Below are 12,438 nucleotides of genomic sequence, written 5' to 3'. Positions count from 1 at the left end.
GCTATTTTCTTGATTGGTTAAGCTTGAGCCGCAAAACAACTAGAGCTCCATATTTATAGATTTCAGGAATGTCATAATTTCCTTTATCAGGAAAATTAATTTCTCCATCATGAATTTTCATAACTTCACTGGCTATATGTAAACCTAAGCCCATACCTAACCCATCATCTTTATCGGTAATAAAAGGTTTGGTGATTTGATCGGTAGGAAGTCCAAATCCAACAGCATTATCAGCAATAAGAATTTCCAGCATATCATCATTTTTATTTAGAAACAGATCAATTAAAATTCGTTTTTCAAAACCTTCATCTGTTTTCTCTAGGTTCTTTTCCTTTCTATTAAGCCAATAAATAGAGTTATCAATAATATTTACAATTGCTCCGAGTAGGAGTCGTTTACTACAATTGATTATTTTTACCTTATCAAAGTTTCGATATCGATGTTCTACTCTGATGTTATGAGCTCTTAGACGATAGCTTAAATTGAACAATGCACCATTTATAAGGGGTATAATTTCATGATCTTCTTTTTTGGACTGAACAAATAAATCCCCATAATTTTCAATCAATTCATCAAGATGGGAAATTAGATTTAAAATGTTTTCTGGGACGGTTTCTGACTTTACTATTTCATTCAGCTCCGAAATTACCTTTTGTACTTCATGGATACCTACTCCCATTGTCAATCCAACGCCAGCACTTGTCAGCAGTATTTCATTAATTCTAGTGTAATCCTCTTCAATTTTGATAAGATGAGTATTGATTTGATTTTTAAGATCCAAATCTTTGATCCTACTTTCAACCAAATCCTTTAGTTCACCAAGATGATGAAGAACCGGCTCTTCAGCTTCTGATGGGTTATATTTTTCTCTAATTAAGTCCTTATCACTTTTTCTAAGAACCTCGACTAAGTTTAACACATACCTCAGAGCTGTTCCGAAGTCATTAAATGCTTCATTCTCAATGAATCCTTCTCTATTGGTCTTTTCAATTAGAGCTGAACTCTGCTCACTATCTAAGTCCACAACACCCAAAATAAGGTTATTACTCACCTTTTTTGCAGGAACATTAATCCTTCGAATGTCTAAATTAAGCCAATCATTCCCCTTCTCTCCATATTCATTGATCCTAATATTATCCCTATAAACCCTTATTCCACCTTGCTCATCTAAGTACTGTTTTAGCAGGCTTACTCCTGTTTGCTCATTTAATTCAAGAGTAGTCTTATCCCTGTCAAATAAATACCCTTCAAAAGTTATTGGTCCAATTGTTAAAGGATCATTGTTGGAACCATAGTTTCGGGACAGATTCAAGACTTCCTCACTTTTCTTCTTTTTACCTTTCTCTTTGGGTATGACAAGTGTTGATCTATTTGCAATAAAATCATCTAAATGTGTAACCTTCTTTGGAGGAATTCCGGCCATACTATCCCAAGGAGTAAATTTATATTCAAATTCAGTAATTTGAGATCCTTCAATTTTGCATTTAAAGTGCCACAATGCAAACTTTTGAATGTCATCCCATTGGGGAAGGTTTTGTAGTAAAGAAACCTCATCACTATTAATATCTACTTGAAAAGTTCCTGCTTTCTTGAAGGGTGAATTTAAGGTAAAAACTGATTTATAAATGTCACGAACCATTTTCCTATCCCAAGAAGACCGTAAATCAGTGATGATAATCCTAGTTCCGGTTCTAGATCTCTTGAAGTACTCAGAAGACGTCCTTTCATATACTTCAAACCTTGCATCTTTTAAATATTTATTTTTTGAAAATTCATTCCAATCTATAGATACCACAACCTCATTCTTTCCTTCTTTCTTGGAGATCAATTCAATTTTGTTACCAAGTTTATGAACTCCAAACCTTCCTATGCCTTTTTCTCCAATAGGGAGTCTCTTATATTTTTTTGTGCGCTTTCTTTTCTTAAACAATTGTTCTTTATAATCACTGCCGGGTTCTAGCCAAACATTCTCAATAATATCCATGTCCATACCTTCCCCATTATCAATTATGTCTATTTTCCCAAGTTTTTTATCAGTAATACTAGTTAGGTTTACGGTTACCTTCTTTGCATCAGCATCATATGAGTTTTTTATTAGTTCTAGTAGAGCAATATTTTCATTCTTAATTAATTTATCACCTAACTGTAGTAATAGTCGTGCTCTTGGCTGAAAGAAGTTTTTTTCAGATTTTAATTTCATAAAAGTTGAATATGAATTTCATCAGCTATTCCATTATACATTGGGGTGGGACGGCATTTACATTTTGTCGAAAAGCTGCGGTAAAAAAAATCAATGAAGTCCACTGTTGTGAATTTCGCTTAATCATTCGTCAGTCACAATTGTTTATCTAATATTTTTTAAAAAACCTAGCACATTGGCCACTGTTTCTATACCTTGATAACAAGTAGTCTTGGGCTTAATAAAAAATTCTATCTTAGTATGACGTGGTGATTGTTTTGTGATGTATCGTTTGATAAGAGAGATAATCTACCCAAAGCTTCCACACACATTTACCATTCCCTCAACCCAACACACAAGCCAAAATGCCAAAAGAGTGTTCCAGCCCTTCCCTCCTGCTTGTAGAACTACCTTCCCAACAACTTTATGCAACCCTCGGCTTTTCTCCGGGTTTAAGAAAAAATAACCCTGCGAAAAGCTCCAAAGCTAAGTAACATAACACGAGAACATTATATAACAAACGCACATAGCCATTGGCAGAGAATTGACCAAATGTAGTATGTCCTTTATCTTATGAATGACTTTCTTTACTTTTTTGATCTCAAAAAATAATTCATAAGTTCTTTTTTTCATAGAGATTGAAGACTTCCCTTCTTTAAGACGGGTTTAAATTTAATGAAAGCTTACAGAGTTAAATTGCGGCTTTACTAAACTTTGAAAGTTTGGTAAAGCTTTACTGTTCGGTAACACCGGCTAAGCGTTATTACTTTAAAGCAGAGGTTGCTACCTTTCTGAGCATCGCCTCTACCGGCAATGGTCTCCCTCCGAATGCCGTATAGTCCTCTACGAGAGATTGTACTGGGAAGTAAAGGTACGAGTGACAACTTGGTTTAAAACACTCCTATAATCCCCTCGAGGGGATAGTAGTGTGTGGAAGTATTTAAAATTCTATATCAATTCACTGTTTACTGGTCAACTGTACCTTCTTCCGTCTTTTGACTTTACACACTCACCGATTACCCATTACTGATTACCGAATACCGAATACAGGAATGGGGGACCCGGCGTCTTTTAGGTGATTGCGCAATCATCGGCCTCTACCTTCGTTCGTGGGGATTCCGGATATTTTCTCCGCTACTCTGCGAAAATTCCGGAATGACGTGGGGCTTGTTTGGTTGTAATAATTATTAAATATAGTACCCCTTACCGCTCACTGATAACTCTTGCCATAATGAAAAATCACTTCCGACTTCCGTCTTCTGACTTCACACACCCACCGATTACCCATTACTGATTACCGAATACCGGAATGGGGGACCCGGCGTCTTTTAGGTGATTGCGCAATCATCGGACTCTGCCCTCGTTCGTGGGGATTCCGGATATTTTCTCTGTTACACTGCGAAAATTCCGGACTGACGTGGGGCATTGACTGTGTAAAGGTTATCAGGTAGTAACTTCTTTTCAGGTTGCGAACATCCAGTTTGCGCTCGTTGTTGCCGGGCTGTATGGCTCAGGGCTGTCGATATACTTTTCTTCCGGCGGCATCATGGGTGATCTCTATGTCCAGATCCATGGCGCAACCGCTATAGAAGGTGACGGCAATGTCTGTAGCATTTGAGTTAGAAAGTTCCTTTGAGGAAAAACCCCAAGTTGTAAAGTGTATTAGTAAAATCGTTGAATTGATCAAAGTTGGCTGCCAGGCCGTAAGATATCTGTCCCTGCGTAAGCCCTAGCCTAACCTGCTGGATTCCTCTTTGAACTGCCTCTTTGTCAATATTTCCGGTAACAAACAGGCTGAGGTACAGATGTTGAGCGGAGCTTAATTTGGGTGTCCAGGCAGCCCATAAAACTGGCTCCATCGTCCAGCCAGCCTGGTATGTAGCACCTGCTGTACAGGAGAAAGAAAACACTTCCCGAAATCGCTGATATCCCAGTGAAACTGTGGCAAAGCTTCCGGGATTTTTCATTCCCACACCTGCATCGAATCGCCAGGCTTCCTCCAGTCTATAGGAAAGCCCGCTTCTGATAAAGTAGATGTGATTGGCTGAATTTCTGTAATCCGCATCAAACCAGGAAATATTCGTCAACCCGATTTTTTCCGTTAGTGACAGTGTCAGGTTATGGTTGTAAGTAAAAGACCGATGACCTGCAATAGTCTCCGGAGAAAAGGCGGTTTGTGCCTGAACGGCCCGGGCCAGGATCAGGCACACCCCTATTATCAAATAAGCTTTGCTTTTCATCAATCCTTAATGGCTACTGCATCTATCTCCACCTGCATCCCCTCTATAGCCAATTTAGGAACGGGGATGAGCGTATTGACCGGAAAGTTTGCTTCCGGCCATGCCCGTTTAAACTCTTCGACAATAATGGAAAGCTTTTCACTGTCGTGGTGTACTACCAGGGTGGTAACTTTCACGACATCATTAAGTGTAAGCCCTTGTGGCTCCAACGCCAGGCTAATATTCAACAGTGACTGGCGGACTTGATTTCTAAAGTCTTTACTCAATGTTCCTTTTGTGTCCTGTTCACCCCCCTGTCCTGCTATAAATACCAGGCTTTTACCTTCTGGCACGGTTGCTACATGCGAAAAACCATAGGGAGCCGGATCAAAAAGAGCCCGTGGATTGGAAATAAGCTGGGCGGTCACTGATTGTGTAGTCATGATTATTAAGATTATGATTAGATTTTTCATTTTAATGTTTTCATTTAAATTGTCCTACTTGATACTTGCCTGACTCCGGACGAAAAGCGTGATTGATTCGGTTCCAGCTGTTGATGTGCGTCACAACAGCTGTCAGTGCCACAATCTTTTCTTTGTCAAAGAATCGGGAGAGGTTGTCATAAATCTCATCTGAAAGCCCAAAGCCGGTTGGGTGAGTAAGTGCCTCGGCAAAAGCCAGCGCTGCTCTTTCTTCTTCCGAATAGATGGAGGTTTCTCTCCAGGCCGGCAAAAGGTGCAGCCGCAACTCATCTTCACCCAAATGGATAGCTTCTTTATGGTGCATGTCCAGACAAAAGGCGCAATGGTTTATCTGCGAAACCCTGTATTTGATCAATTCGATGAGCTTGTGTTCCAAAATGCCATGGAAGTAATCATCGATAGTTTTCAGTCCGGCATATATTTTAGGACTGATTTCCTGAAATGTGATTCTTGTTTTCATAAAACTGATTTTCATTTTGATGCAATCAGTCCTAAGACAAACAAAGAAGGCAAAGCGTGACCGATTATTGTTTTTTTATGGCAAATGATTGGTACACAAGCCTGTAGTTGAGCAATACAACCGCACCAATGATCATGGCTATGCCTGTCCATTGGAGGTGTGAAACCTTCTCGTGCAATACAATGGCCGCTAAACTGACGGAAACCGGAATCTCAACAGAAATTAATATAGACCCAAGCCCGATACCTGTTCGGGGAAACCCTGCACTGTACAGAAACGGGGGAATGACTGTTCCAAACAAAGCAAGCACTATCCCCCAGGATAAAAATATATCAGGATTGAAAGCAGACAGCAGTGATGGCAAACCAACTAAAACCACCGCAACAAAAGAACCAAGCATGATGAAAAAGCTTCGGGTGGCAGTGCTGAGCTCCAGTGCTGTATTATTACAGACCATCAAGGCAATAGTCATCATAAGTGCAGCCAGTATACCCCACATGACTCCCAATGGATGCGGTCCCGTGCTTTCTGACCATGCTCCTGTTGCCAGTACCGTTCCGCTCAATACGATAAAGCATGCCAATAACTTGATGACCGATGGGAATTTTTTAAAAATAGCTGCATCCAGAAACACCCCCATCCAGATACTTTGCATCAGGAAAACAACACACAAAGAGACAGGAAGATAACTAACTGAAAAATAGTAAAATACGCCGGTCAACCCCATCGTACTTCCTCCTAAAAGCAATTTCCAGTAGGGTCGTCTGTTGGCCAGGCCGGCAGTGATCTGCTTAGTAGATTGTATTCTTTCCCGTGCGTAAATCAATCCCAGTACCATAAAACCAACAGCATACTGAGCAAAGGTGACTTCTGCGGTGCTATATCCATCGTCGTATGCGAGGCGTACCAGAGTGGCCAATACCCCGTAACTCATCGCCCCTACCATTACCTGTATAGAACCGATCCACAATTTTTTATCCATTGACAGAAAGATTCTTCAGTTTATCAGGATCAACTACCGTGTTGATGCTTATGATCTGGCTGTTGTCACCAATATGGAACACCTGGCAGGTCATTACTTTGCCTTTGTAGGAATATATCAATGCAGGATGATGGTTGATCCAGGTACCGGCAATTGTATAATCGGTTTGATAAGTCTGGTAAACAAGGAGTAACAAATCTGCCACCTGTACTTTGCCCTTGCAGTATTTTTTCAACACCTGGACTTTATCCCCTCCATCTGCGGTAAAGGCAATATCGTCTGATAAGATGTCGTGCAGCCTGTCCAGATCTTTGTTTTGAATAGCTGAAACAAATTTCTCCAATACATCTGCATGCTCTTGCCGCTTTATTGCAGCTTTGGCCGGTTGTCCTATCTTTTGGTGAGCACGGCTAAGGAGTTTTCGTGAGGCTTCCACGCTTACAGACAGTACCTCGGCTATTTCCGGATGGGTGTAGGCAAAGGCTTCTTTAAGAATAAATACGGCACGTTCTTTTGGATTGAGTTTTTCCAGCAGGATCAGTATGGAATAGGAAACAAGTTCGTTGAGTTCCAGTGCCAGGTCCGATTTGTCCGTGGCAATGGGTTCGGGTAGCCAGTTGTCTGTTTCATGTATTCGGGACTTTTTCTTTTTGAGATTAATGGATTCATTGATCACTCCCCGGATCAGGTAATTTTTCTGATCATCCGGGGTTAATTTTTTTGCTGTAAACCTGAATATTACTTCCTGTATAGCATCTCTGGCATCCTCGGAAGAACCAAGGATATTATAAGCATAGGGAAAGAGCAACTTTTGATAATCTGTCATGAAAGATTAATTTATGTTTAAGCTAAGACAATTAAGGGGTTAAAAGCGTGACAGGTGGATAGTATTTTCTTTATTGTTTGCTTTTAATAACTGCTTCCCAGCTGATGTCTCTCGCAGAGGACCCGGCTTTTTTCACTCGATTGCGCAATCATCGGCCTCTGCCCCCGTTCATGGGGATTCCGGATATTTTCTCCGCTACACTGCGAAAATTCCGGAATGACGTGGGGCTTGTGTAGTTGTAGTAATTATTAAAAACAATAAAACCACCCTAACCGTCATCCTGAAATTTTCCATCTTGTACTCCAAAATATAAGATAAACCTTATGGAAAATATTCAGGATCCCCCGGATCAAGGCGCTGCCAAAACCTTGACTGTTTGAAACACCCCTATAATCCCCTCAAGGGGATAGTAGTGTGTAGAAATATATAAAATTCTAATTCTTTAACACCCCGTTTACCGTTCACCCCTTACCGTTCACTGATAACTCTAGCCATAATGAAAGATCACTTCTGTCTTCGGTCTTCCGACTCCCTACTTAATAACTACCTCCCAGCCGATGCCTCTCGCAGAGGACCCGGCGCCTTTCACTTGATTGCGCAATCATCGGCCTCTGCCCCCGTTCGTGGGGATTCCGGATATTTTCTCCGCTAGACTGCGAAAATTCCGGAATGACGTGGGGCTTGTGTAGTTGTAGTAATTATTAAAAACAATAAAACCACCCTAACCGTCATCCTGAAATTTTCCATCTTGTACTCCAAAATATAAGATAAACCTTATGGAAAATATTCAGGATCCCCCGGATCAAGGCGCTGCCAAAACCTTGACTGTTTGAAACACCCCTATAATCCCCTCAAGGGGATAGTAGTGTGTAGAAATATATAAAATTCTAGTTCTTTAACACCCCGTTTACCGTTCACCCCTTACCGTTCACTGATAACTCTAGCCATAATGAAAGATCACTTCGGTCTTCGGTCTTCCGACTCCCTACTTAATAACTACCTCCCAGCCGATGTCTCTCGCAGAGGACCCAGCGCCATTCAGGTGATTGCGTAATTATCGGCCTCTGCCCCCGTTCATGGGGATTCCGGATATTTTCTCCGCTACACTGCGAAAATTCCGGAATGACGTGGGGCTTGTGTAGTTGTAGTAATTATTAAAAACAATAAAACCATCCTAACCGTCATCCTGAAATTTTCCATCTTGCATTCCAAAATATAAGATAAACCTTATGGAAAATATTCAGGATCCCCCGGATCAAGGCGCTGCCAAAACTTTGACTGCCTGAAAACACCCCTATTATCCCCTCGAGGGGATAGTGGTGAGTAGAAATATGTAAAATTCTAATTCTTTAACACCCCGTTTACCGATCACCCCTTACCATTCACTGATAACTCTAGCCGTAATGAAAGATCACTTCGGTCTTCCGACTCCCTACTTAATAACCACCTCCCAGCCGATGTCTCTCGCAGAGGACCCGGCGCCTTTCACTCGATTGCGCAATCATCGGTCTCTGCCCCCGTATGTGGGGATTCCGGATATTTTCTCCGCTACACTGCGAAAATTCCGGAATGACGTGGGGCTTGTGTAGTTGTAGTAATTATTAAAAACAATAAAACCAGCATAACCGAAATTAACCCTGGTGGTTTTTTATCGCGTGGGTCTGAGATTTTCGATGATCTGTGCATCTACCCAGAATATATCCACATTTTCATAATTGTCTGAGCCTATATTCCTGTTGAAGAAAAGGTACTTTCCATCTGGAGTAACGCAGGCCACTGCTTCCCAGGCGGCCGTGTTGATCTCCCCGCCCATATTCACAGGCTCACCCCAGGAGCCATCCTGTTGTTTAAAACTGATATAGATGTCGGAATTGCCATATCCACCTTCTCGCTTACCATCAAATATGAGGTAGGACTCATCGGGTGCGATGAAGGGATGAAAGCTTTTTCCTCCATTGATCTTTTTGTTCAGCAATTTCGGTTTTTCATATTTTCCATCCACTAATCGTGAGTATCTAATGTCGCCGGTGTAATCTGATTTAAACTCATCAAAAAAGTAGGTGCCTTTAGCCGAAGTAGTAAGGCGCATGATCGGCAGATCTTTAAAGGGTGCCCCCAGGCTCTTTTTCTCTGACCATCCCGTTGCGGTGCGCTCCCTGTACCACGTGCCCAAATGCAAGGTTTTGCCATCAGGAGCGATAAAGGGTGTACCCTCTCTGGGAGATAAAACCGACTCGTGCCATCGGTTATTTGTATTTTTGATAGCTACAATTTCCTGCACTTGGCTTTCTTCTCCTTCTCTGATGAAAAAAAACTCTTGCAAGTCAGGTGTGAATACACCGCTAACTTCCCATCGGTCTGTCGTGACAATGCCGGGGGCAAAGGGCTCAGGCGTTAAACCGGGTGGTTTTTGACCCAGATAGGGACCTTCTAAGTGTACGAAATTGGAATCATTTACATCATTTGTCTGAGCAAATACTGTAGTCGTTAAAGCTATCAGGTTTGCAAATAGTAGCAGTGTTGTACTCTTCATGGTCATTCTATTGTTGACGGATCTGATATACCGCGCTGGAAAACTTACAGGAATCACCTGGTGTTGGCTGTAGCTGAAAAACATCTTATTTAAATGGGTTTGTTAGTTATGTTGTGTGAAACTGGTTTTTAACAGCTATCTATCCAACTTAAATTGAGCCAACTGCTCTATACATTAATGAACTGCTACCAAAGCCATTTAATAATGGTTAGATTGCAGCTATAAAATTGGCCATCAATGAATTTAAGATCTTTACCTGCCACTCTCCTGGTACTCATGGCACTATTTGCTACTTCCTGCTCGAAAGGTACTGTTTATGAGGAGCATGTAACCCTGTTTAAAACAGGAGACCGACAGGAGTGGGCGGCTAAAAGCTTGAATGATCAGGGCTGGAACAAATACCTGGCAACTGTTGAGGATGGCAGGGTTTTCTGGTCCAGGACCAAAATTGATATTTTAAAATCCCCGGAATCATTGCACCCCTATGGGCTTCAGTTAGAAGTCTATGGGGAGTATGAGGTTTTTTGGGATGGGGTTTTGATTGGAAAAAACGGGAACCCCGGACAAGAAGCCAAATTGGCGCCTGAAGGTAAACTGTGGGCCACTTTTAGCATTCCCGAGCATCTGACAGCAGAGGGCGAACATGTTCTGGCTATACGTGCCAGTCTTTATTATTTCCCCGATCATGCAGGCATATGGAGCTTAGACATAGATCACTATGACGATCTGTTGACCGACCGGCTCATCGAAACTTCCTATATGCACATTTTTGCGGGAGCATTTCTTATCATCTCATTTTATTTTTTGTTTCTGTTTATGAATAACAAGAATGAATACCCCACGCTCATTTTTAGTATTTGTTGTTTTCTTGTTTTTTCACTTGTATTGACAGTATTTAGCGAATATTACTTCCCCATTCATTACCGGTACCATGTTATAAGGTTACAAATCATTAGCTTGTTTTTGTTGGGTATTTCATTTTTGATTCCTTTCTATTTCTCCATACAGTTTCCGTATCCAAGGCTACGATTGTTACTGACCCTGTACGCTGGGGTACTCATTTTCATTTTTTTCATAAAACATCATGCCTTTGATTTCAGGGCTGTCGGTATGGTATTGAGTATGTGGTGTTTTTCTTTTGGCGTAGTATCGTATGGAGCTTATAAAAAGGTAAGAGGTGCACGGCTTGTTCTTGTGACACTACTTTTATCCATGGTAATATTTATGGCCTCCGGTTTTGTCATTAGCCTGTATACTGGTTTAGGGCTTATTCTGATAGGTATGTTGTATCTGCTATCACTTAACATTAAAGCTCAGCGCCTGGCATACGAAAACTCACTGGTTCAATCCACCCGTCTACGGCTGGAACTGCTAAAAAAGAATATTCAACCCCATTTCCTTTTGAATACGCTCACCTCACTGATTGATTGGGTGGAAGAGTCGCCAAAGAAGGGCGTTTTGTTTATAGAAGCATTGGCTAAAGAGTTTGACCTCTTTAACCAGATCGAAGATCAAACACTGATACCCGTTGCTCAGGAGATTGAACTTTGCCGCACTCACCTTGAGATTATGGAATACCGGAAAGAAATGCGTTATTACTGGGAAGAGGAAGGCATAGACCCGCAGCAAAAAATACCGCCTGCAATACTTCACACGCTTTTAGAAAACGGAATCACGCATAGCTTGCCGAGAGAGGATAACAGCATTAAATTTAAGCTGGTTTATGAGTCGGATGGTAAATGCAAGTGTTATACTTTTCTAACGTTTGCTGCCGGTGTGAGACCGGGAGCTGGCAATAAAGCAGAAGGGACAGGGTTGAAGTATATCAGGGCCCGACTTACCGAAAGCTACCACTCCCGATGGGATTTTACTTCCAAGGCTACCCCTGATGGTTGGGAAAATAAGATAAAAGTATATTGTTAAGGATATGAATATCTTAATTGTTGAAGACGAAGCAAGAATAGCCAGGCGAATTGAACGTATGGCTCAGGATACTTTTGGTAATGAATTGGATTCGTTAAAGCATGCAGATTCGCTTCCTGAGGCTTTAGAGTTTATTAAAAACAACCCGTTGGATTTGTTGCTGCTGGATTTGAACCTTAATGGTGACAATGGCTTTGATATCCTTGGCACCGCGGTTTCGGAATCATTTCACACTATCATTATTTCTGCGCATAAAGACCAGGCTATTCCTGCATTTGAATATGGAGTTTTAGACTTTGTACCTAAACCCTTTAACCGGGAGAGGCTGGAGCAGGCCTTTAACCGGGCTATTGCAAAAGAAAAAACAGGAACCCACCACGTTAAGCTTTTAGCGATTAAAAAAAGAGGGAGAATACAACTCATACGCATTGAAGATTTACTTTACTGTAAAGGTGCAGGAGCCTATACAGAGCTCCATCTTGCAGACGGAACCAAAGAGCTGCATGACAAATCACTCGAAAAGCTGGAACAGCTGCTGTTACATAGCTTTGAGCGTATTCATAAATCGTACCTGGTGAAAATGTCTGAAGTAACAGAGATTATGGTAAAGCCGGGCAGTAAATATATCGCTGAGCTAAAAAATGGAGAGAATATCCCTATCGGGAGAACGAAGTATAAGGATTTGAGGGGGAAGTGGGTTTGAGTAAATAGAGAAATATTGAAAGTACTTCCGGTTTAGGCGATTGTCCATGCTTGCTCTTTCCCAAATGCAGAATTATAAATATGTTCGAATATTCCCGATATTCTTTGCTTCGGATCTTTATACTGTTATTC

General features: G+C 41.4%; 9 protein-coding genes. 2 read left to right on the top strand and 7 right to left on the bottom strand.

Going from position 1 to position 12,438, the window contains the following annotated elements:
• Nucleotide 1: 1 nt before the first annotated feature.
• From LVD17_RS22710 to LVD17_RS22680, 7 genes are all read right to left on the bottom strand, one after another.
• Nucleotides 2-2,200, bottom strand: coding sequence for an ATP-binding protein (locus LVD17_RS22710; protein ID WP_233761617.1), 2,199 nt, complete (start codon nucleotides 2,198-2,200; stop codon nucleotides 2-4).
• 1,598 nt (nucleotides 2,201-3,798) lie between these two features.
• Nucleotides 3,799-4,419, bottom strand: a complete 621-nt coding sequence (locus tag LVD17_RS22705) for a hypothetical protein (protein WP_233761613.1) — start codon at nucleotides 4,417-4,419, stop codon at nucleotides 3,799-3,801.
• Nucleotides 4,419-4,841: a RidA family protein gene (locus tag LVD17_RS22700; RefSeq protein ID WP_233761611.1), complete on the bottom strand. Its 423-nt coding sequence runs from the start codon at nucleotides 4,839-4,841 to the stop codon at nucleotides 4,419-4,421. Before LVD17_RS22700 ends, LVD17_RS22705 begins: the two co-directional genes overlap by 1 nt.
• 40 nt (nucleotides 4,842-4,881) lie before the next feature.
• A complete protein-coding gene (locus tag LVD17_RS22695) occupies nucleotides 4,882-5,340 on the bottom strand; it encodes a carboxymuconolactone decarboxylase family protein (RefSeq protein WP_233761609.1) in 459 nt (152 codons plus the stop codon).
• Between the two features lie 64 nt (nucleotides 5,341-5,404).
• Nucleotides 5,405-6,322: an EamA family transporter gene (locus tag LVD17_RS22690; RefSeq protein ID WP_233761607.1), complete on the bottom strand. Its 918-nt coding sequence runs from the start codon at nucleotides 6,320-6,322 to the stop codon at nucleotides 5,405-5,407.
• A complete protein-coding gene (locus LVD17_RS22685) occupies nucleotides 6,315-7,148 on the bottom strand; it encodes a sigma-70 family RNA polymerase sigma factor (RefSeq protein WP_233761605.1) in 834 nt (277 codons plus the stop codon). Before LVD17_RS22685 ends, LVD17_RS22690 begins: the two co-directional genes overlap by 8 nt.
• Before the next feature lie 1,648 nt (nucleotides 7,149-8,796).
• Nucleotides 8,797-9,681: a TolB-like translocation protein gene (locus LVD17_RS22680; protein ID WP_233761596.1), complete on the bottom strand. Its 885-nt coding sequence runs from the start codon at nucleotides 9,679-9,681 to the stop codon at nucleotides 8,797-8,799.
• Nucleotides 9,682-9,918: 237 nt separating this feature from the next.
• On the opposite strand from LVD17_RS22680, the gene LVD17_RS22675 reads away from it, so the two are divergent.
• The gene (locus tag LVD17_RS22675) at nucleotides 9,919-11,604 is read left to right on the top strand and encodes a histidine kinase (protein WP_233761594.1); all 1,686 of its coding nucleotides are present in this window, start codon (nucleotides 9,919-9,921) and stop codon (nucleotides 11,602-11,604) included.
• Nucleotides 11,605-11,608: 4 nt separating this feature from the next.
• Nucleotides 11,609-12,307, top strand: coding sequence for a LytR/AlgR family response regulator transcription factor (locus LVD17_RS22670; RefSeq protein ID WP_233761592.1), 699 nt, complete (start codon nucleotides 11,609-11,611; stop codon nucleotides 12,305-12,307).
• Nucleotides 12,308-12,438 lie beyond the last annotated feature (131 nt).

It is taken from the genome of Fulvivirga ulvae, from assembly GCF_021389975.1.
Taxonomy (GTDB): Bacteria; Bacteroidota; Bacteroidia; order Cytophagales; family Cyclobacteriaceae; genus Fulvivirga; species Fulvivirga ulvae.
This window is presented reverse-complemented; position numbering and strand designations above follow the sequence as displayed.

Coding starts and splice junctions, on each gene's coding strand:
- LVD17_RS22710 (WP_233761617.1), bottom strand. CDS start 2,200: ATGAAATTAAAATCTGAAAAAAACTTCTTTCAGCCAAGAGCACGACTA.
- LVD17_RS22705 (WP_233761613.1), bottom strand. CDS start 4,419: ATGAAAAGCAAAGCTTATTTGATAATAGGGGTGTGCCTGATCCTGGCC.
- LVD17_RS22700 (WP_233761611.1), bottom strand. CDS start 4,841: ATGACTACACAATCAGTGACCGCCCAGCTTATTTCCAATCCACGGGCT.
- LVD17_RS22695 (WP_233761609.1), bottom strand. CDS start 5,340: ATGAAAACAAGAATCACATTTCAGGAAATCAGTCCTAAAATATATGCC.
- LVD17_RS22690 (WP_233761607.1), bottom strand. CDS start 6,322: ATGGATAAAAAATTGTGGATCGGTTCTATACAGGTAATGGTAGGGGCG.
- LVD17_RS22685 (WP_233761605.1), bottom strand. CDS start 7,148: ATGACAGATTATCAAAAGTTGCTCTTTCCCTATGCTTATAATATCCTT.
- LVD17_RS22680 (WP_233761596.1), bottom strand. CDS start 9,681: ATGAAGAGTACAACACTGCTACTATTTGCAAACCTGATAGCTTTAACG.
- LVD17_RS22675 (WP_233761594.1), top strand. CDS start 9,919: ATGAATTTAAGATCTTTACCTGCCACTCTCCTGGTACTCATGGCACTA.
- LVD17_RS22670 (WP_233761592.1), top strand. CDS start 11,609: ATGAATATCTTAATTGTTGAAGACGAAGCAAGAATAGCCAGGCGAATT.